This is a genomic window from Nonomuraea purpurea, from assembly GCF_042650645.1.
In the GTDB taxonomy this organism is placed as follows: Bacteria; Actinomycetota; Actinomycetes; order Streptosporangiales; family Streptosporangiaceae; genus Nonomuraea; species Nonomuraea purpurea.
In genome coordinates this window covers 123,308-143,568 of the sequence record NZ_JBHSBI010000014.1, presented here as the reverse complement: position 1 = coordinate 143,568, position 20,261 = coordinate 123,308, and the positions used below count along the sequence as shown (strand labels likewise).

The 20,261-nt window shown below is 69.7% G+C and carries 17 protein-coding genes and 1 pseudogene; 9 read left to right on the top strand and 9 right to left on the bottom strand.

Annotated elements, in window-relative coordinates; all coding sequences use genetic code 11:
* Positions 1–4: 4 nt before the first annotated feature.
* Positions 5–2,875 (top strand): LamG-like jellyroll fold domain-containing protein, encoded by a 2,871-nt coding sequence (locus ACFOY2_RS27235; protein ID WP_379530915.1) that lies wholly within the window; start codon positions 5–7, stop codon positions 2,873–2,875.
* Positions 2,876–2,931: 56 nt separating this feature from the next.
* On the opposite strand, the gene ACFOY2_RS27230 is transcribed toward ACFOY2_RS27235, so the two are convergent.
* Both ACFOY2_RS27230 and ACFOY2_RS27225 read right to left on the bottom strand, forming a co-directional pair.
* The gene (locus ACFOY2_RS27230) at positions 2,932–4,041 is read right to left on the bottom strand and encodes a CU044_5270 family protein (RefSeq protein ID WP_379530914.1); all 1,110 of its coding nucleotides are present in this window, start codon (positions 4,039–4,041) and stop codon (positions 2,932–2,934) included.
* Positions 4,034–4,585, bottom strand: a complete 552-nt coding sequence (locus ACFOY2_RS27225; RefSeq protein ID WP_379530913.1) for an RNA polymerase sigma factor — start codon at positions 4,583–4,585, stop codon at positions 4,034–4,036. Before ACFOY2_RS27225 ends, ACFOY2_RS27230 begins: the two co-directional genes overlap by 8 nt.
* 138 nt (positions 4,586–4,723) lie before the next feature.
* On the opposite strand from ACFOY2_RS27225, the gene dnaK reads away from it, so the two are divergent.
* The 6 genes and pseudogenes from dnaK to ACFOY2_RS27195 all read left to right on the top strand — a co-directional run bounded on the left by dnaK (position 4,724) and on the right by ACFOY2_RS27195 (position 12,195).
* Entirely contained in the window at positions 4,724–6,589 is a 1,866-nt protein-coding gene (dnaK, locus tag ACFOY2_RS27220) for a molecular chaperone DnaK (protein ID WP_379530912.1), read from the top strand.
* Positions 6,589–7,185 (top strand): nucleotide exchange factor GrpE, encoded by a 597-nt coding sequence (grpE, locus tag ACFOY2_RS27215; RefSeq protein WP_379530911.1) that lies wholly within the window; start codon positions 6,589–6,591, stop codon positions 7,183–7,185. Before dnaK ends, grpE begins: the two co-directional genes overlap by 1 nt.
* A gap of 15 nt (positions 7,186–7,200) precedes the next feature.
* Positions 7,201–8,370: a molecular chaperone DnaJ gene (gene dnaJ, locus ACFOY2_RS27210; protein ID WP_379530910.1), complete on the top strand. Its 1,170-nt coding sequence runs from the start codon at positions 7,201–7,203 to the stop codon at positions 8,368–8,370.
* Positions 8,371–8,373: 3 nt separating this feature from the next.
* Positions 8,374–8,697: pseudogene (locus ACFOY2_RS27205) on the top strand (heat shock protein transcriptional repressor HspR); the annotation flags it as partial.
* 34 nt (positions 8,698–8,731) lie between these two features.
* Entirely contained in the window at positions 8,732–11,302 is a 2,571-nt protein-coding gene (gene clpB, locus ACFOY2_RS27200; RefSeq protein ID WP_379530909.1) for an ATP-dependent chaperone ClpB, read from the top strand.
* Between the two features lie 182 nt (positions 11,303–11,484).
* A complete protein-coding gene (locus ACFOY2_RS27195; protein WP_379530908.1) occupies positions 11,485–12,195 on the top strand; it encodes a hypothetical protein in 711 nt (236 codons plus the stop codon).
* Between the two features lie 207 nt (positions 12,196–12,402).
* On the opposite strand, the gene ACFOY2_RS27190 is transcribed toward ACFOY2_RS27195, so the two are convergent.
* The gene (locus ACFOY2_RS27190; protein WP_379530907.1) at positions 12,403–12,933 is read right to left on the bottom strand and encodes a tetratricopeptide repeat protein; all 531 of its coding nucleotides are present in this window, start codon (positions 12,931–12,933) and stop codon (positions 12,403–12,405) included.
* A 172-nt stretch (positions 12,934–13,105) separates the two neighbouring features.
* Here ACFOY2_RS27190 and ACFOY2_RS27185 point away from each other — a divergent pair, with 172 nt between their 5' ends.
* A complete protein-coding gene (locus ACFOY2_RS27185; protein ID WP_379530906.1) occupies positions 13,106–13,435 on the top strand; it encodes a hypothetical protein in 330 nt (109 codons plus the stop codon).
* A 15-nt stretch (positions 13,436–13,450) separates the two neighbouring features.
* Here the strand turns inward: ACFOY2_RS27185 and ACFOY2_RS27180 are convergent, their stop codons facing one another.
* The 4 genes from ACFOY2_RS27180 to ACFOY2_RS27165 all read right to left on the bottom strand — a co-directional run bounded on the left by ACFOY2_RS27180 (position 13,451) and on the right by ACFOY2_RS27165 (position 17,895).
* Positions 13,451–14,017, bottom strand: a complete 567-nt coding sequence (locus ACFOY2_RS27180) for a TetR/AcrR family transcriptional regulator (RefSeq protein WP_379531065.1) — start codon at positions 14,015–14,017, stop codon at positions 13,451–13,453.
* A gap of 134 nt (positions 14,018–14,151) precedes the next feature.
* Positions 14,152–15,858, bottom strand: a complete 1,707-nt coding sequence (locus ACFOY2_RS27175; protein ID WP_379530905.1) for an SDR family oxidoreductase — start codon at positions 15,856–15,858, stop codon at positions 14,152–14,154.
* 42 nt (positions 15,859–15,900) lie between these two features.
* Positions 15,901–17,007: a CapA family protein gene (locus tag ACFOY2_RS27170; protein WP_379530904.1), complete on the bottom strand. Its 1,107-nt coding sequence runs from the start codon at positions 17,005–17,007 to the stop codon at positions 15,901–15,903.
* Between the two features lie 60 nt (positions 17,008–17,067).
* Positions 17,068–17,895, bottom strand: coding sequence for a helix-turn-helix transcriptional regulator (locus tag ACFOY2_RS27165; protein ID WP_379530903.1), 828 nt, complete (start codon positions 17,893–17,895; stop codon positions 17,068–17,070).
* Positions 17,896–18,057: 162 nt separating this feature from the next.
* Here ACFOY2_RS27165 and ACFOY2_RS27160 point away from each other — a divergent pair, with 162 nt between their 5' ends.
* Positions 18,058–19,392: an MFS transporter gene (locus tag ACFOY2_RS27160; protein ID WP_379530902.1), complete on the top strand. Its 1,335-nt coding sequence runs from the start codon at positions 18,058–18,060 to the stop codon at positions 19,390–19,392.
* 58 nt (positions 19,393–19,450) lie between these two features.
* On the opposite strand, the gene ACFOY2_RS27155 is transcribed toward ACFOY2_RS27160, so the two are convergent.
* Together ACFOY2_RS27155 and ACFOY2_RS27150 are read right to left on the bottom strand one after the other, a co-directional pair.
* On the bottom strand, positions 19,451–19,645 hold the full coding sequence (locus ACFOY2_RS27155) for a hypothetical protein (RefSeq protein ID WP_379530901.1): 195 nt from the start codon (positions 19,643–19,645) through the stop codon (positions 19,451–19,453).
* Positions 19,646–20,021: 376 nt separating this feature from the next.
* Positions 20,022–20,246 (bottom strand): DUF397 domain-containing protein, encoded by a 225-nt coding sequence (locus tag ACFOY2_RS27150; protein ID WP_379530900.1) that lies wholly within the window; start codon positions 20,244–20,246, stop codon positions 20,022–20,024.
* Positions 20,247–20,261 lie beyond the last annotated feature (15 nt).

The window sequence follows — 20,261 nt, the reverse complement described above, 5'->3', positions numbered from 1 at the left end:
CCCGGTGGAACGGCTTGGTCGCGCCCTGTCCTCGCTCCTGCTCGTCTTCGTGTGTTCGATCGTGCTGACGAGCGGGCCCGCTCAGGCACTGCCCGCCGCCTTCCAGCGGCAGATCGTCTTCAGCGGGCTGAACCATCCGTCGAACATCGAGTTCTCCCCGGACGGGCGCGTGTTCGTGGCGGAGAAGAGCGGGCTGATCAAGGTCTTCGACTCACTCACCGACACGACGCCGGCGACGTACGCGGACCTGCGCACCCGCGTGCACAACTTCTGGGACCGCGGCCTGCTCGGGATGGCCCTGCACCCGAACTTCCCCGCCGACCCGCGCCTGTACGTCCTGTACTCCTATGACGCCGTCCCCGGCGGCACGGCCCCGCGCTGGGGCGCACCGGGCGGCACCGACGACCCCTGCCCCAGCCCGCCCGGCGCCACGAACGACGGCTGCCTCATCACCGGCCGTCTGTCGGTGATCTCGCCGACGGGCGCCGAGACCCCGCTGATCACCGACTGGTGCCAGCAGCATCCCAGCCACTCCGTCGGCGACCTCCAGTTCGGCCCCGACGGCATGCTGTACGCCACCGGCGGCGACGGCGCCAGCTTCAACTTCGCCGACTACGGCCAGGACAACCTGGTCAGCTCCGACATCACCCCCGACAACCCGTGCGGCGACCCGCCCTCACCGGTCGGCACCGCGCTGTCGCCGCCCGGCGCGGAGGGCGGCGCACTGCGCTCGCAGGATCTGCGCACCAACGGCGACCCGACCGGCCTCGACGGCTCCCTGATCCGGATAAATCCGAACACGGGGGCGGCGGCCACCGGCAACCCCAACGCCGGCAGCCCCGACCCGAACACCGCCAGGATCGTCGCCACCGGCCTGCGCAACCCGTTCCGCATCACCAACAGGCCCGGCACACCGGAGATCTGGCTCGGCGAGGTCGGCTGGAACAGCTTCGAGGAGATCAACCGCGTCACCGACCCGACCTCCGGCGTGGCGAACTTCGGCTGGCCCTGCTACGAGGGCGCCGGCAGGCAGGGCGGCTACGACAACCTCAACCTGACCCTGTGCGAGAACCTCTACGCCGCCGGGCCCTCCGCGCACACGCAGCCGTACTTCGCCTGGAACCACGCCACCAGGCCCGCCCCGAACGACCCGTGCCCGCAGGGCGGCTCGTCGGCCAGCGGCGTGGCTTTCTACGACGGTGGCCACTACCCGGGCACCTATGACGGCGCGCTGTTCCTGTCCGACTACAGCCGCCAGTGCGTGTGGGTGATGACCAAGGGCGCCGACGGCCTGCCCGACCCGGCCGCCATCCGCACCTTCGACTCCGGCATGCCCACGGTCGAGCTGGAGATCGGCCCCGGCGGCGACCTGTTCGCCGTGGACTACGACCACGGCACGATCGTGCGCTACATCTACGACAACACCCCGCCCACGGCCGTGATCAACGCGAGCGCCACGTCGGGCCCGGCCCCGCTGGCCGTGTCCTTCTCCGGCGCCTCGTCCACGGACGCCGACGGCGACCCGCTGACCTACGCCTGGGACCTGGACGGGGACGGCGAACTCGACGACTCCACCTCGGCCGCGCCGTCGTTCACCTACGCCCGGCCCGGCTCCTACGTCGTGCGCCTGCGCGTCAGCGACGGCAGGGGCGGCCAGGGCGACGCCTCGGTCACCGTGAACGTCGACAACACCCCGCCCACCGCCGCGATCAACACCCCCACGCCGGCCACGACCTGGGCGGTCGGCCAGACGATCGGCTTCTCCGGCACCGGCGCCGACGCCCAGGACGGCACGATCCCCGGCTCCCGCATGCGCTGGACGCTCATCCTGCACCACTGCCCGGGCACCTGCCATGAGCACGAGATCACCACGTTCACCGGCGCGAGCGGCTCCTTCCAGGCCCCCGACCACGACTACCCCTCCCATCTGGAGCTGCGGCTGACGGTCACCGACGCCCAGGGCCTGACGGACACCAAGAGCGTGCTGCTGCAGCCTCGGACGGTGAACCTGACGTTCCAGACGTCTCCGGCGGGCCTGCGGGTCGGGTTCAACAGCGAACAGGCGACGACGCCGTTCACCCGCACGGTCATCGTCGGGTCGGGCAACTCGATCTCGGCGCCGTCGCCGCAGTCGCACGCGGGCGAGAGCCTCTCGTTCGGCTCGTGGTCGGACGGGGGCGCGGCGAGCCACAACATCGCGGCACCCGCGACGGCGACCACGTACACGGCGGCCTTCGCGCCGACGCCGCCGGACACGGGCCTGGTGGCGGCGTACGGCATGAACGAGGGCGCCGGCGCCACCATCGGCGACGCCTCCGGCAACGCCAACACCGGCACCCTGTCCGGCACGACCTGGTCCGCGTCCGGCAGATACGGGCGGGCGCTGTCGTTCAACGGCTCGGGCGCCTACGTCAACGTCCCCGACTCACCGACCCTGCGCCTGACCACCGGCATGACCCTGGAGGCATGGCTCAACCCGGCGAGCCTGTCCGGCTACCGCACCGCCCTGCTCAAGCAGCACGCCAGCGGCCTGGCCTACGGTCTGTGGGCCGGCGCCGACGGCAACCGGCCGTACGCCGAGATCGCCACCGGCACCGACCAGGGCCTTCTCGGCACTGCCACCCTCCCGCTGAACACCTGGACCCACGTCACCGCCACCTACGACGGCACCACCCTTCGCCTGTACACCAACGGCACCCAAGTCGCGCAGAGAGCGGCCTCCGGCGTCATCCGCGCCGACGCCCAGCCCCTGCGCATCGGCGGCAGCAGCCTCTGGGGCGAGTACTTCGCCGGCCTCATCGACGACGTCCGCGTCTACAACCGGGCCCTGACCCCGGCGGAGATCCAGAACGACATGAACACGCCGCTCAGCTGAGCCATCACGGAAAGCGGACCCCGGCAGCGCACCCACCGCGCCGGGGTCCGCACAGCTCACTTCTCCCTGCACCCCTTCGGCCGGCCCGGCCGCTCCTGGGTCCAGCCGGACTCGTTCGCGTTGAAGGCCATGGCTTCTCCCTCGGTCACCCGCCAATCCTTGTCCTCTCGGGCCGCGTAGGAGACCTCGGCGAGCTTGGTCCCGGTGGCCGGGTCGAGGATCGACCGGTTGTAGACGGGCAGGTCCTTGGACGGTTTGCCGGAGTGCGTCATCGTCCCCCCTGGCACGCCCAGATCCACGGACAGTCCCTTCCTGCCCAGCGGGTCCGTCACCGGGCCCACGACCTTGGTGGTCGGCAGCGCGGCCAGCATTCGAATGATCGCGGCGCGCTGGGCGGGGCCGATGGGCGCACCCAGCAGGTTCGCGGCGGTCGGGAGGAACTCCTCGAAGGAGTTCTTGGAACCTCTGGCCACCCACGCCTTGTGGTAGGCGCCCAAGCGCTCCGTGAGCTCGGCCGGATCGGCGGGAAGCGCCGCCAGCTCGGCCATCGTGAAGTCGCCGACTGTCCTGTTCGGATAACGCCCTTCGTGGTCGGACCGCCAGTACACGCAGCCGCGCGGCCCTTCGCCGACCGGCACGGGCTTGCAGTCCTTGGAACCGCTGTCGCCACAGTGGCCCTTGAACTGGTCGGGAGCTCCGGCGGCCTTCCACGCGCGTCTGTCGGCGGCCGTGGCAGGTTGCGCGCTGTAAACCCACGTCCGCGTGAGCACACGGTCGGCGGCGTCGCGTGGCACCCAGGTCTCCCTGCCCGCGCTCAACGCAAGGGTGTAGCCGCCGCCGGACATGTACTGACCGTTGACGATCGACTCGCGCCAGTACCGGCCGCTCCGCACGGGCAGCTTCTCGATCCGGTCGGCCAGGTCGAAGAGCTCCTGGTTGCGCCTGGGCGGCTTGGCGGCCTCCGGGACCGGGGCCAGGCTCGTCACCAGGGAGAACACCAGGGCCACGACCGCCGCCGTGGCCAGCGGCGCCCACATCATCCACGGACGACGGCGCGGGCGAGGCCGGGGCGCGCCGTCGAGGCGGGCGCGGGCCCGCGCCACGACCTCGGGCGACGGCGGCGGCGCGTCGGGCAGGGCGCGCGCGAGCAGGTCGAGCTCATCCATCGGAGTCCTCCTTGAACGGGTTGACGTCGCCGAGCGCCCGGCGCAGTTGTCTGCGGGCCCGGCTCAGCCGGGAGGCGACGGTGCCGAAGGGGATGCCCAGGGCCTGCGCCACCTCGGCGTGGGTCAGCCCGGCCAGCGCGATCAGCAGCACCACGTCGCGGTCGCGCTGCTTCAGCCCGGCCAGCGCCCCCGCGAGCGGGCCGGTGAGGCGGGCGGCGTCCACGCGGTCGAGGACCTCGTCCTCGGTGGTCCCGCCGTCGCGCTCCCCTGTCCTGCTGATCGCCTTCCACCGTCTGATCTCGGTTCGGCGGTGCCGTGCGACGAGGTTGGTGGCGATGCCGTACAGCCAGGGTCTGACCGCACCGGCGGAGGCGTCGTATCCGCCGTTCAGTGCCACCAGGAAGACGTCGGCGGCCAGGTCGTCGGCCACGTCGGCAGACAGCCGCCGCGCGATGTAACGGTGGATCTCGGCGAAGTGGGACTCGAAGAGATCGGGTGGAACCCGTAAGCGCTCAGTCCCGTTACGCGTGTTGTGCGGTATCACGCCCGTTCTTTCCCGTTCGCCGGGAATGCTTTCACGCTCATAGGGGTTGAGTCGAGTAGGCTCAAGTCGTTTGACAAAGACAACTCCCAACCGTAGCTTGAGCCCAACAGACTCAACTTTGACTACAAGGACGTACTCATGGCACGTGCGGTAGGTATCGACCTTGGGACGACCAACTCCGTCGTCTCGATCCTCGAGGGCGGTGAGCCCACCGTCATCGCAAATGCGCAGGGCTCGCGGACCACGCCGTCCGTGGTCGCCTTCGCGAAGAACGGCGAGGTCCTGGTCGGCGAGGTCGCCAAGCGACAGGCCGTCACCAACGTCGACCGGACGATCCGTTCGGTCAAGCGGGAGATGGGCACCAACTGGTCCCAGGAGATCGACGGCAAGAAGTTCTCGCCCCAGCAGATCAGCGCCTTCGTGCTGCAGAAGCTGAAGCAGGACGCGGAGGCGTACCTGGGCGAGAAGATCACCGACGCGGTGGTCACGGTCCCGGCCTACTTCAACGACTCCCAGCGCCAGGCCACCAAGGAAGCCGGCACGGTGGCGGGCCTCAATGTGCTCCGCATCATCAACGAGCCGACCGCGGCGGCCCTCGCCTACGGGCTCGACAAGGACCAGGACCAGACGATCCTGGTCTTCGACCTCGGCGGCGGCACGTTCGACGTGTCCCTGCTCGACGTCGGCCAGGAGGACGGCCACGGCTTCGTCGAGGTCAAGGCCACCTCCGGTGACAACCACCTGGGCGGCGACGACTGGGACCAGCGCGTGGTCGACGAGCTGGTCAAGCGCTTCCAGAACGCCCACGGCGTCGACCTGGCCAAGGACAAGATGGCGCTCCAGCGTCTGCGCGAGGCGGCCGAGAAGGCCAAGATCGAGCTGTCCAGCCAGTCCGAGACCAACATCAACCTCCCCTACATCACGGCCTCCTCCGAGGGCCCGCTGCACCTCGACGAGAAGCTCACGCGCAGCGAGTTCCAGCGGATGACGGCCGACCTGCTCGAGCGGACCAAGGGCCCGTTCCACCAGGTCATCAAGGACGCCGGCATCAAGGTCGCCGACATCGCGCACGTGGTGCTCGTCGGCGGCTCGACCCGCATGCCCGCCGTCTCCGAGCTCGTCAAGGAGCTGACCGGCGGCAAGGAGCCCAACAAGGGCGTCAACCCGGACGAGGTCGTCGCCATCGGCGCCGCCCTGCAGGCCGGTGTGCTCAAGGGTGAGGTCAAGGACGTCCTGCTGCTCGATGTGACCCCGCTGTCGCTGGGCATCGAGACCAAGGGCGGCATCTTCACCAAGATCATCGAGCGCAACACGACGATCCCGACCAAGCGCTCCGAGGTCTTCACCACGGCCGAGGACAACCAGCCGTCGGTGCAGATCCAGGTCTACCAGGGCGAGCGCGAGATCGCCTCGTACAACAAGAAGCTGGCGACCTTCGAGCTGACCGGCATCGCGCCGGCGCCGCGCGGCATCCCGCAGATCGAGGTCACCTTCGACATCGACGCCAACGGCATCGTCAACGTCTCCGCCAAGGACCTGGGCACGGGCAAGGAGCAGACGATGACGATCACCGGCGGCTCCGCGCTGCCGAAGGACGACATCGAGCGGATGATGCGCGAGGCCGAGTCGTACGCCGAGGACGACAAGAAGCGCCGCGAGGAGGCCGAGGTCCGCAACAACGCCGACGGGCTGGCCTACCAGACGGAGAAGTTCCTCCGCGAGAACGACGACAAGGTCCCCGGCGACATCAAGTCCGAGGTCAACGACGCCCTGTCGGAGCTGAAGAAGGCGCTGGAGGGCACCGACACCGACGTCATCCGCACCTCGGCCGAGAAGCTCGCCACCGTCAGCCAGAAGATGGGCTCGGCGATCTACGCTCAGAGCCAGGGCCAGCAGGGCGGTGAGGGCGCTCCCCAGGACGCCTCCGCCGGCCAGGGCCAGAAGGCCGACGAGGACGTGGTCGAGGCCGAGATCGTTGACGACGAGCCGAAGAAGGACAAGTGATGCCGCCGCGTGAAAACGGGCACGAGGAGCCGGTGATCCGCGACAACCGCAAGATCGACCCGCAGACGGGCCAGGTGCGCGAGGCCGCGGAGGCCCCGCAGGAGGCGCCTGCCCCGGCGCCCGAGGCGCTGGCCGACGGCGAGCTGGTCGCCCAGCTCGCCGAGCGGACCGCCGACCTGCAACGCCTCCAGGCGGAGTACACCAACTACCGCAGGAGGGTCGAGCGCGACCGCGGCGCGGTGCGCGAGCAGGCCGCCGCCGGAGTGCTCACCGAGTTGCTGCCCGTCCTGGACGACATCGGCCGCGCCCGTGATCATGGCGAGCTCACCGGAGGCTTCGCGAAGGTGGCGGAGTCGCTGGAGGCGGCCCTGACGAAGCTGGGCCTCAACGCCTTCGGTCAGAAGGGCGACCCGTTCGACCCGATGGTCCACGAGGCTCTGATGCACAGTTATTCGCCCGAAGTGAGCGAGCCGACCGCGATCGAAGTGTTGCAGCCTGGATACCGGATGGGTGACAGGGTGCTGCGTCCGGCGCGGGTGGCCGTCGCCGAGCCCGGGGACGCACCTGCCGCGTCCGATGACGAAGACGAAAACTGAGACGAAGGGCCGTAGATGAGCACCAAGGACTACCTGGAGAAGGACTACTACGCCGTCCTTGGTGTGCCCAAGTCCGCCACCGCCGACGAGATCAAAAAGGCCTACAGGAAGCTGGCCAGGCAGTACCACCCCGACAGCAACCAGGGCGACCCGAGCAAAGAGGCCAAGTTCAAAGAGGTCTCCGAGGCTTACGACGTCCTGTCCGACAGCAAGCGCCGCAAGGAGTACGACGAGGCGCGCACGCTGTTCGGCTCCGGGGTGGGCGGCCAGCGGCCCGGCGGTGGCGGTTTCCCGTTCGACTTCGGTGACCTGTTCGGCGGCAGCCAGCAGGGTCACGGCGGAGGTGCGGGCGAGCGGCTCGGCGACCTGTTCGGCGGGCTGTTCAACCGAGGGACCACCCGCACCACCACCACGACGCGGCCGCGGCGTGGCCAGGACGTCGAGTCCGAGGTCACGCTGACGTTCACCGAGGCGGCCGAGGGCACCACGGTGTCACTCAGGCTGACCAGCTCGGCCGCCTGCACCGCGTGCAGCGGCACCGGCGCCAAGGCGGGCACGACCCCCAGGGTCTGTCCCACCTGCGAGGGCACGGGCGCGGCCAGCCGCAATCTGGGCAACTTCGCCTTCTCCGAGCCCTGCCGCGACTGCAAGGGCCGCGGGCTGATCGTGGACGACCCCTGCCCTGTGTGCGAGGGCAACGGCCGGGCCAAGAGCACCCGCACCATCCAGGCCCGCATCCCCGCCGGCGTGGCCGACGGGCAGCGGGTCAAGCTCAAGGCCAAGGGCGCGCCGGGTGAGAACGGCGGCCCGGCGGGAGACCTCTACATCCTGACGCACGTCAAGCCGCACGCCGTCTTCGGCAGGTCGGGCGACAACCTGACGATCACCGTTCCCGTGACGTTCACGGAGGCCGCTCTCGGCGCCGAGATCAAGGTGCCGATCCTCAAGGGCATGCCGGTCACGCTGCGCATCCCCACGGGCACGCCCAACGGGCGCACGTTCCGCGTGCGCGGCAGGGGCGTCGCCCGCAAAGACGGCACCAAGGGCGACCTGCTCGCCACCGTCGAGGTGATCGTGCCGAAGACGCTCGACGACAAGTCACGTGAGCTTCTCAACGAGTTCAACACCGCTACCGCGGCCGAGGACCCACGTGCGGAGCTCATTCAGCGAGCCAGAAGCGAGTAGCCGATGGACGCCAATTATTTCGACCTGTCAGACGACACACCCGTCTACGTGATCTCGGTGGCCGCGCAGCTCTCCGGGCTTCATCCGCAGACGCTGCGCCAGTACGACCGGCTCGGGCTGGTCTGTCCTGGGCGCACGGCAGGGCGCGGCCGCCTCTACTCCACAAGAGACATCATCCAGCTCCGCGAGGTGCAGCGGCTCTCCCAAGAGGAGGGCATCAACCTCGCGGGCATCAAGCGGATCCTCGAACTCGAGAACGAAGCCCTGCGGCTGCGTGAAGAGGTTCACCGCCTGCGTGCCGAGATGCGGATGGTCCGAGCGCTGATCCGCTACGAGCTGCCACCGGGGGCCTGAGAACGACATGGACTACAAGCTCACCCAGAAGAGCCAGGAAGCTCTCTCGGGTGCCATGCGGCGTGCCGCCGCGGAGGGCAACCCGGAGATCTCCCCGGCTCACCTGCTGACCACGCTGCTCTCCCAGACGGGCGGCACCGCCGTCCCGCTGCTGGAGGCCGTCGGCGCCGACTGGCGCACGCTGCGGGCGCGGGTGGAGGAGCAGCTCGCCGCGCTGCCGAAGGCGCAGGGCGCGACGGTGGGGGCGCCGTCGAGCTCGCGTCACCTGCTGACGGTGCTGAACACCGCCGCCCAGCACGCCAACCGCCTCGAAGACCTCTATGTCTCCACCGAGCACCTGCTGGTGGGCCTGGCCGCCGACGGCGGGCAGGTGGCCGAGCTGCTCAAGTCCCAGGGCGCCACGCCGCAGGCCCTGCTCGACGCCTTCGAGAAGGTACGCGGCCACGCCCGCGTCACCAGCGAGACCCCCGAGGACACCTACCAGGCACTGGAGAAGTACGGCGTCGACCTGACCGAGCGCGCCAGGGGCGGCAAGCTCGACCCGGTCATCGGCCGCGACTCCGAGATCCGCCGCGTCGTGCAGGTCCTCAGCCGCCGCACCAAGAACAACCCCGTGCTCATCGGCGAGCCCGGCGTCGGCAAGACGGCCGTCGTCGAGGGCCTGGCCCAGCGCATCGTGGCCGGTGACGTGCCCGAGTCGCTGCGCAACAAGCGGCTCATCGGGCTCGACCTGGGCGCGATGGTGGCCGGCGCCAAATACCGGGGCGAGTTCGAGGAGCGGCTCAAGGCCGTGCTCTCCGAGATCAAGGAGAGCAACGGGCAGATCGTTACGTTCATCGACGAGCTGCACACCGTCGTCGGGGCGGGGGCCGCCGAGGGCGCGATGGACGCCGGCAACATGCTCAAGCCGATGCTGGCCCGCGGCGAGCTGCGCATGATCGGCGCGACCACGCTCGACGAATACCGCGAGCGCATCGAGAAGGACCCGGCGCTGGAGCGCCGCTTCCAGCAGGTCTACGTGGGCGAGCCCACGGTCGAGGACACCATCGCCATCCTGCGCGGGCTGAAGGGCCGCTACGAGGCCCACCACCAGGTGCAGATCGCCGACGGCGCCCTGGTGGCCGCCGCGGCGCTGTCCGACCGCTACATCACCAACCGGTTCCTGCCCGACAAGGCCATCGACCTGGTCGACGAGGCCGCCTCGCGGCTGCGCATGGAGATCGACTCCCGTCCCGTGGAGATCGACCAGCTCCAGCGCAACGTCGACCGGATGAAGATGGAGGAGCTGGCGCTGTCCAAGGAGACCGACGAGGCCTCCGTCCAGCGGCTCGAACGCCTGCGCCAGGAGCTGGCCGACCGCCAGGAGGAGCTCAACGCCCTCGTCGGCCGCTGGGAGCACGAGAAGGCCGGGCTCAACAAGGTCGGCGAGTTGAAGAAGCAGCTCGACGAGGCGCGCGGCGCGGCCGAGCGGGCCCAGCGCGACGGCGACTTCGAGGCCGCCTCCCGGCTCATGTACGCCGAGGTGCCCCGCCTGGAGCAGGCGCTGAAGTCCGCCTCCGAGGCCGCTCCGCCTGACAACGCGATGGTCAAGGAGGAGGTCGGGGCCGACGACATCGCCGAGGTGATCTCGTCATGGACCGGCATCCCGGCGGGGCGGCTCCTGGAGGCGGAGACGGCCAAGCTGCTGCGGATGGAGGAGGAGCTGGGCAGGCGGCTCATCGGGCAGGGGGAGGCCGTGCTCGCCGTCTCCGACGCCGTACGCCGCAGCCGGGCCGGGATCGCCGACCCCGACCGTCCGACGGGCTCGTTCCTGTTCCTCGGGCCCACGGGTGTGGGCAAGACCGAGCTGGCCAAGGCGCTGGCGGAGTTCCTGTTCGACGACGAGCGGGCGATGACCCGCATCGACATGAGCGAGTACTCCGAGAAGCACAGCGTGGCCAGGCTCGTCGGCGCGCCCCCCGGCTACGTCGGCTACGAGGAGGGCGGGCAGCTCACCGAGGCCGTCAGGCGGCGGCCATACACTGTGGTGCTGCTCGACGAGGTCGAAAAGGCCCATCCTGAGGTCTTCGACATCCTCCTGCAGGTGCTCGACGACGGGCGGCTGACCGACGGCCAGGGCCGCACGGTCGACTTCCGCAACACGATCCTGATCCTCACCTCCAACATCGGCTCGCAGTTCCTCGTCGATCCCAAGCTGGACAACGGCGCCAAACGCGAGGCCGTCATGGGGGCGGTGCGCGGCTCGTTCAAGCCGGAGTTCCTCAACCGGCTCGACGACGTGATCCTCTTCGACGCGCTCGGCTCCGAAGAGCTGGCGCAGATCGTCGACCTGCAGGTCGATCGCCTGGCACGGCGCCTGGCCGACCGCAGGCTGACGCTGGAGGTCACGCCCGCGGCCCGCGAGTGGCTGGCGCTGACGGGCTACGACCCGATGTACGGCGCCCGGCCGCTGCGCCGCCTGGTCCAGTCGGCGATCGGCGACAAGCTGGCCAAGGCCGTGTTGTCGGGCGAGGTCGTCGACGGCGACAAGGTTCTGGTCGAACTCGGCGACGACGAGCTGATCGTCAAGCGCGCCTGAACCCGGCCGAGCCCGGAGATCGACAGCGGTCTCCGGGCTCGCGCACGTCATGGGGCGGTCATTCCCGGCGCCTCTCGGGTAAGGTTCCCTCCACTCTTCGGACAAGCCACAGGCCCACGGCCGGTGGGGTGACTACGTTCAGCGTTCGTCAGATCACCGACATCGATCGTTGGGGACGTCCTGTGTCATCTCAGAAGATCCGAAACGTCATCGCGGTGGCCGCCCTCATCGCCGGCGTGAGCTGGCTGACCGCGAGCCCCGCCGCGGCGGCCCCGTGTCACAACGCCGAGCCCTCCCTGCTCACCTCCACCTCGATCGCCTCATACTGCAGCGACGAGGCCAGACTCCACCTGAACGACGGCAGCCCGGCCAGCAGCAGGATGGTCGCCGAGGAGAGCAACAAGCTCGCCCAGGCCGCCGGGAACATGGCCAGGCAGATGGGCCTGACGGGGCTGGCGACCGCGAGGTCGGCCCTCGGAACCTCCGACCTCGGCGGGGTCGCGGCGATGTGGGGCATGCCCGCGCTGACCTCCGCCTCGCCCGCCTTCTTCCCCGCGCTGCCCGGCCCCGTCAGCATGAAGGACGTCGCGACCATGGCCGGGGTGCCGGCCCTGCCCGCTCTGCCCACCCTCCCGAGCCTGCCTCAGGAGCCGCTGGGGGGACTCGTGCGGAGCGACGTGCCGGGCGGGCGCGCCTCGCACCACAACACCATCGCGGGCTCCGGCATCGAGTCGCCGATGGACCTGGAGAAGCCCGTGCGCCAGGTGGGGTCCGACGTGATCAACGTCCTGCTGCCCAAGGCCGTGGAGAGCGTGGAGGGCACCTCCATGCTGACGGGCGACTCCGCGCTGGGCGGCTTCACGGAGCTGGTGCAGAAGCTGGGGCTGCGGTAGGGCGTCCGTACGACCTCGGCCGGGTGCGGACGTGCCTGCCGCACCGGGCCCTCCCTGACGAAGAGGCCGCGGCCGGCCGGCTGCGGCCTCTTCGCCCCCTCTTCGGGACGAGCGCCCGCGATTGCGGGCAGGCGTTCGCCACGCCACGGACTCGGGCCGGGCGTGATGGCCCGCCTTCGGCCTCAGGAGACCGAAGGGGAAGGGCCGTCAGTGGACGAGGGCGTCCAGTTCGTCCTCAGGGAGCCCCAGATCCACCCGGATCCGATACCGGGTACGCAACAACGCCCCCTGCTCGGGGTCGTTCTCGTCGCATCCCAGAACGGCCTGGGTGGCCCATTCGAGCCCTCCTTGAAGATCACCGTAGGCGACCAGCGTCTCGGCGATCGTGTGAGCGGTCGCCGTGGAGACGCCGCCCTCTGCGCGAATGGTCTCGATGACCTCCCTTGCCTCATCGGTCCTGTCGAGCTCGAAGAGCGTGTCGGCGATGCCGGCACGCGGGTCGAACCCCGCCTCGCCGCCGTCCTCGACGGCGCGCTGGAAACACTCCATCGCGCGCGCGGGCTGGCCCGCCGCTCGCCACTCCTCGGCGGCGAGGACCAGGATGGATGCCCTGGAGACGTCGCCGGAGGAGTAGTCGAGCGCGGCGTCGTAGAGCCGACTGGCCAGGGAACTGTGGTCATCGGCAAGGAGGGCCTGCTCAAGCAGACGATCAAGGTGCTCACGGGTCACATGCGCCACACCGCGAGACTACCGAGCCGCTCGGGCCTTTGCCCGGTCAATGCACATCGCCGGTCAGTCACAAATTCGGCAACGGTCTACCCAAGAGCCCTTCCGTTCAGCGTGTCCAGGCAGGTCAGAGGGCATATAGGAGTCACTTTGCTGCCACGCGAGCGAAGGGGCTGTTATGGGCATGTCCAAGCAGGTGACCTTCACGCTGGCCAGCGCCGTCGTTCTGTCGGCGCTCGTTCCCGGCGTGGCCGGCTATCTGTCGGCCCGGTTGGAGGCCATCGAAAGCGCCGAGCGCAACCTCCAGGCGCTGGAGACCAGGCTGGATATCAGGCAGGCCAGGGACGCGCGCCCGGTCTCGTTCCCCGCGCCCTGTCTGCGAACTCCGGCCACGCCGCGACAACAGGTGCCCGCCACCGCGCTCGGCGGGGGCGAGCACCGCGAGCGCTGGTTGCGTGACATGCCGGCCTGGCTCCCCAGCGGTCTCATACAGGAACTCAAGACCCTGAGCTGAAGCCCCGAACCGGGCTCAGGAGCGCGGCGACCAGGCTCTGAGTTGGCGTGACAGGAAGGCGCGGATGAGGAGTTTGGCCGCCTCGACGATCTCGGGCGAGCCGTCGGGGTCGCGGCGGAAGGCCAGTTTCAACACCGCGTCGCCCGCCTCCACCGCCACCAGCACGGCCAGGTCGAGCTCCGCGCTGTCGGCCAGCCCGAACTCTTTGAGCAGCAGCCCACGCAGCCGCCCCGCGATCACGGAGTTGTTGTCGGAGTCGGAGTCGAGCAGGTTGAGGTCCACGACGTCGCCGAAGTGGAGGCTCTTGAAGCCGGAGACGGTCCTGTGCATGTCGACGTACTCGTCGATGATCGCGTCGACCGCCTCCCACCAGCCTCGGTAGTCCTCTTCGAGGAAGCGGCGGTCGACCCGCCGGACGAACTCCTCGACGTTACGCCGGGTGAGTTCCTGGGTGATGGCCCGTTTGTCGGGGAAGAACTGGTAGACGGACCCGATCGCGACCTCCGCCCGCTCGGCTATGCGAGTGGTGGACAGGGCCTCGTAGCCGGCCTCGTCGAGCAGTTCGGCGCAGGCGTCGAGCATCCGCTCGACCCTTCGGGCGCTGCGGCGCTGCGCGGGCTGCCGTCGCAGGGCCTTGGACTGAGCGCAATCATCATCAATGTGCGGGGAAGACACGGATTCATCTTCTCCCCTACGAGCGATCGTTACCCGCTGATTTATGGATTTCGCACGGGCCCGGCCCATCGCGCCACCCTGCGCATCACCGCCGGCGAAATCCTGGACAGGGCGTAACCGATTTTCCCTTCGAGGTTGACCGGAACGACGGCCTGATTTCTGTGGACCGCCCGCAGAATGTGCGCGGCCACCCGCTCGGGCGGATATCCGCGCCCGGCCAGCCCCCGCACGGCTCGCTCGCGCAGGTCGCCCCCGACGTATGTGGAGTTTCCCGCGATGGCTGTGGAGACGAAACCCGGGCAGATGACGCTGACGCCGATGCCCTGCCCGGCCAGTTCGGCTCTGAGGCAGTCGCTGAGCATCTTCACCGCGGCCTTCGACGCGGAGTACGCGGGCAGCAAACGCGACGGCGCGAACGCGGCCAGGGAGGCGACGTTGACGATGTGCCCGCCCTCGCCCCGCTCCACCATGGCCGCGCCGAACAGCCGGCAGCCGTGAATGACGCCCCACAGGTTGACGTCGATCGTCGCGCGCCAGTCGTCCACGGTGTGATCGAGGAAAGACCCCACGACGGCGATCCCAGCGTTATTCACGACAATGTCCGGCACACCATATTGAAAGATGATATTTCGAGAAAAATCCTCCATTTGATCTAGATTTCCCACATCGACCTGCACCGCGTGCGCCGTCCCCCCGACCTCCTTCACGATGCCCCCGGCCGCCCGCGCCGCCGCGTCGGGATCGATGTCCGCGCACACCACCTCGGCCCCGTGGGCCGCGAACGCCCGCGCGGTCGCCAGCCCGATCCCCGACCCGGCCCCGGTGACCACGACGAGCCGATCGCCGAACGCCTTGCGCTCCTCGCCCGCCCGCGCCCGGCGCAGCCCCCTGCCGGCGGGCGCGCCGTCCACGTGCGCGGCGAACTCGGCGATCATGCCGGCGACGGCCTCCGGCCGGCTGCGCTGCGCCCAGTGACCGGCCGCGACCTTCCTGCGCCACAACACCGGCGCCCACATGGCCAGCGAGTCCAGCAGCGCAGGGGACACGAACGGGTCGCGCGTGGGCTCGATGAGCTGCACGGGCACGTCGACGCGCGGATCGAGCCCCGACTCGCCCAGGAGGTTGTTCCGCCGGTAGAGCCACAGCCCGTTGCGCCCGTCCTCGGCCAGGGTCGGCGCGGGATGGCCGGGCCGGGGGTGGACGCCCTCGCCCAGACGCAGCATGCGCGAGACGAGCCGGGGCATGATCGACCGCCAGGCCAGCTCGGGCAGCACCGGGAGCCGGAAGGCCCCGATGTAGAAGGATCTGGCCCGCTGGCGGGCGATCTCGCGCGGCCGCCCGTACTGGAAGAAGTGGCCGATCTGGCGCGGGCCAGGCCCGCCGAAGCCGGTGAAGGAGGCGATGCGCGCGCGGACGTCGGGCCGCCCGATCGCCTCCCAGCCCTGCAGCGAGCCCCAATCATGTCCGACGAGGTGCACCTGGGGCTTGCCGACGGCGTCGAGCACCGCCCCGAGGTCGGCGATCAGGTCGTCGAAGGTGTAAGCCCGCCGGTCGCGCGGCGCCGTGGACTCCCCCGCCCCGCGCACGTCGTAGCGGACGACGTGGAACCGGTCGCGCAGCAGCCCGGCGACCTCGTCCCAGACGCGATGGGTGTCCGGATAGCCGTGCAGGAGCAGCACCGTCGGGTGGGCGGGGTCGCCGTCCTCGAAGAGCGCCAGCCGTACGTCACCGGACTCGACCCATCGCATGGCGACCCCCTATTAGATATTCAGTCCAGTAGTATAAGTTGATCAGGGGCGCGCGACCAGACCGGCGCAGGAGCGCAGCGCCTTCCAGTCCTCGACCGCCTGCGTCCCGGCCGTCCCCGTCATCGGCACGGGGACTCCGCCCTCGATGGTGGCCGGGGTCCAGTCGTCCTTCAGCACCTTCCGCCCCTTGATGGTCAGCGTCAGAACGCCGGTCCGGCCGGTGGTGTCCGGTTTGGAGTTGTAGAAGATGAAGTTGCCCAGGCCGTAGTTGACGTAGGCGTCGTCCAGATACCCCGATCCCTGCAGGAGGTGCGCGTGCCCGCCGACCACCACGTCGGCGCCGGCGTCAACCAACTTGGGCGCGAGCGACCGCTGAGCGGCGTTCGGGCACTTCTGCATCTCGGTACCCCAGTGCAGGTGGACGATGACGGTGTCGGAGTTCTTGCGCGCCTTCCTCACGGCCTGCAGCAGGCTCACCTCGTCCCTGGCCGAGGCCAGCCCGCCCTTGTCCGCGGTGGCCGTCCACGCCTGGACGAACTCCTCATCGAGCACCTGCGTGGCCCCGATCACGGCCACCCGGTTGCCGTTGACGGTCTTCCTGAACGGCTTGTACGCCTGCGCCGCGTCCTTGCCGATCCCCACCACGGGGAACCCGCTCTGCTTGATCGCCGCCAGCGTGTCGGCCAGCCCGGTCTCCATGTAGTCCATGCCGTGGTTGTTCGCCATGGAGGCGACGTCGACCCCGGCGGCCTTCAGCGCGGTGAACGCGGTCGGGGGCGCTCTGAAGGTGTACTCCTTGTCCGGCGCCGGCGTCCCCCCTGTGGTGATCGCCGTCTCCAGGTTCACCATCGCCATGTCGGCCTCGCTCAGCACGTCCGCGATCGGCCCGAGCGCCGTGTCCGGGTTCTCGAGCCTTCCCCGCAGGCCGCCCTCGAAGTGCACGTCCCCGCCGAAGGAGATCGTGAACGGCTGCCGCTTCTGTTTCTTCTTCGGCTTCTCAGTCGGGGTCGGGGTCGGGGTCGGGGTCAAGGGCGCGACCGCCCGCTGCCGCTCCACCTGCCTGGTCGGGGGCGCCTGCTCAGGCACCGCCGAGCAGGCCGCCAGCACGGCGACGACGGCCAGCGACGGGAGGGCGAGGGGGAATCTCATCTGCTGACGCTTCCGCTCGAATCACGACTTACATGGATCGAGCCTGCCATGCAGGGTTGATTACCGCGCAGCCCCCAGCAAATTGCCCATTGCCGTACGAGTCGCCTCGTCCGTGGGCGTGTAGACGATCAGCCGGATCTCCGCCACAGCCGTCAGGCTGGTCGTGCTGAAACGCAGCACCCCCTGGCTCACGTGCTTGAACGCCTTCTCCCTCGGCCCCGGGTCGGCCACGTCCTGCCGGGCCCACAGCCGCGCGAACTCGGCGCTCTCCGAGCTGAGGCGGCGCACGAAGTCCTGCCAGCAGGGGTCGTCCGAGTGGCGGCTGTAGGCGCCCCTGAAGACCGCGACGGCCCGCGCCAGCTCGTGGTCGCGGTCGAGCAGCATCGTGGAGGGAGCAGGGTTGAGGCAGGTGTGCCAGAGCGAGTTGCGCTCGGCCTCGGGCAGGGCGACCAGTTCAGGGAAGACCGCGGCGTAGGCGTCGTTCCAGGCCAGCAGGTCGCAACGACTGTTGGTCACGGCCGAGGGCATGTCGGCGAGCCGGTCGAGTATCTGCCGCATCTCGGGCGTCACCTGGCCGGTGTCCACGTCGACCGGCGTCTCGGCGTGCCCGGCCAGCCGGTAGAGGTGCTGCCGCTCGGCGCCGTCGAGCCGGAGCGTACGGGCGATCGCGTCGAGCACCTGGGCGCTGGCGTTGATCGGACGTCCCTGCTCCAGCCACGTGTACCAGGTCACGCCGACCCCGGCGAGCTGGGCGACCTCCTCGCGCCGCAGGCCGGGCGTGCGCCTGCGCGGCCCTGGCGCGAGTTCGACCATCTCCGGGGTGATCCGCTCGCGACGAGTGCGCAGGAACGCCGACAGGTCGGAGCGCCTTACTTCTGCCACGGTCATATCTCCACTATGGGGGCAGTTAGCCAGGTAGCGCCAGTACCAGTATAAATTGGCTCTCGTTACTGGTACCAGATCCCCGGCAGACTGGCGAGCATGTCGCAAACTGCCGCCCTTACCTCCGCTGTGCCCAAAAGGCCCGAAAGCGGAGCCGGAGCCAGTGGCTTGCTCCTGACGATCATCCTCGTGGGGCAGTTCCTGGCCATCCTGAACGTCAACATCGTCAACGTGGCCACTCCGACCATCGAGGCCGACCTGGGTTCGTCGGGCGCCGGGCTGCAGATGATCGTCGCCGGCTACACCATCGTCTACGCCGTCCTGTTGATCACGGGAGCCAGGATCGGCGATCTGTTCGGCTATCGCAACGCGTTTCTTGGCGGACTGGCGGTTTTCACGCTCACCACGCTCGGCGCGGGACTGGCGCCGTCGACGGGCTGGCTGGTGGCCGCCCGCCTGCTGCAGGGCGCCGGGGCGGCGCTGATGATGCCGCAGGTGCTGACCCTGATCCAGCGCAACTACCAGGGCGCGGCCAGGGGCCGGGCGATCGGCCTGTGGTCGCTGGTGATCAGCGGCGGCATCGTGGTCGGCCAGGCGCTCGGCGGCATCCTGCTGGGCTTCGGCGCGGGCTGGCGGATCGTGTTCCTGGTGCTGGTCCCCGTCGGGGCGCTGCTGCTGGTCGCGGGGCTCAAGGTGCTGCCCGCCGACCAGGGCGGCGGCAGGGCGGGGCTCGACCCGCTGGGCCTGCTGAGCCTGTCGGCCGCCGTGCTGCTGCTGGTCGTGCCGATGGTCCTGGGCCGCGAGCTGGGCTGGCCGGTGTGGGGCTGGATCTCGATGGGGTTGAGCGTGGTGATGTTCGCGGGGTTCGTCCGCATCGAGCGGTGGGTGACCGCGCGCGGCGGCCGTCCCCTCGTGGACGCGCGGGTGCTGCGCGCGCCCGGCATGCGGCCGGGGCTGGCGATCCTGCTGTTCGGCCCGGCGACCTGGGGCGCGTTCCTGTTCACCTCCGCCCTGCACCTGCAGGGCGAGCTGCACCTGTCGCCGCTGGCCTCGGGCATGATGCTGGTGCCGTGCGCGCTGGCCTTCGGCCTGGTCGGGCTCGGCTGGCCGCGCCTTCCCGCCCGCCTGCAGCGGTCGCTGGTGCCCTTCGGCTACGTGGTGGCCGCCCCCGCCTACCTGGGGCTCGGGCTCGCCGCCGGCGGCGGCCTCCCTTACGCGATCATGAGCGCACTCGTCGGCGCCGGGCTCGGCGTGCAGGTCGCCGTGACGAACATGGCCACCGAGCAGGTGGACGGCGCCTACGCGGCCGACGCCAGCGGCGCGCTGCTCACCGTGATGCAACTCGGCCAGGTCATCGGCGTCTCCACGGTGGGGACGCTGTTCATCACACTGAGCCAGGGCCACGGGACGATGTCGGCCTCACTGGTGTCGTCCTTCGCGATGGCCGGACTCGCCGTCGTCGCGGGCCTGAGCTCGCTCTTCCTCATCCGCCGCCCGACATGAACAGTCAGGAGGCGCAGAAACGCCGTTCAATCGGTTCGGCCGGCGAATCCCGGCCTACTCATGGCTTGCTGCCCACGAGACCAGTCACGGCCAAGATCGTCACCCCCAGCCCGGACACACCGATGAACGCGGCTCCGAACCAGGCGAACGCGGCCACCAGGCCCGCGCCGAGGGCGTAGGCGGTTATGCCCGCGACCAGAGCCGCGATGAGACCAATGCAGAGAACCAGGGCAACGTAGACGCCATTACGCATGGGGAGTCCTCCTGACGAGTGCTGTTGAACTCTGCCTGACCCCGCGAAGAGAGCCCGCCGAAGCGCCGCATCAGAACACCACGCTCAGCTCGCGGGGATCCGCCCTGTGCGGGACGCGGCCACAGCCATGACAAGGGCATCCGGTCCGCGGGGGTACCGACCGTCACGCTCTTGCCCACACCCTTGGCCGTTCGGCAACGACCATGATCAATTGCTGTCTCAACGACATTGAGGCGCAGAACGGCCCGCGTCCCTTCTTTTCCGGGGCGCGGGCCGTTCGCGTCACGAGAACAAACGATTTCCTCGATAAATTCTCAATCCGCGAAATATTCCTGAGCCGGCCTGCCGCGCTCGAAAAAGCTGCGGCGATGGGCTTTCAGGCGCCGGCTATGAGCGCAGCCGGATCAAACTCGCCTTCGCGCACCCCGGCCGTGAAAGCAGCCCACTCCTCCGGGGTGAAGACCAGGACGGGACCGTCCTGCTCCTTGCTGTCCCTGAGCGCGACGTTGCCGTCGGCCAGGGGGGCAACCTCGACGCAGGCGGATGCGCCGTTGCAGAAGGTGCTCTTCCGCCAGGCCGCCGACTTAGTGTGGATGAACATTTTCTCCCCAAATGC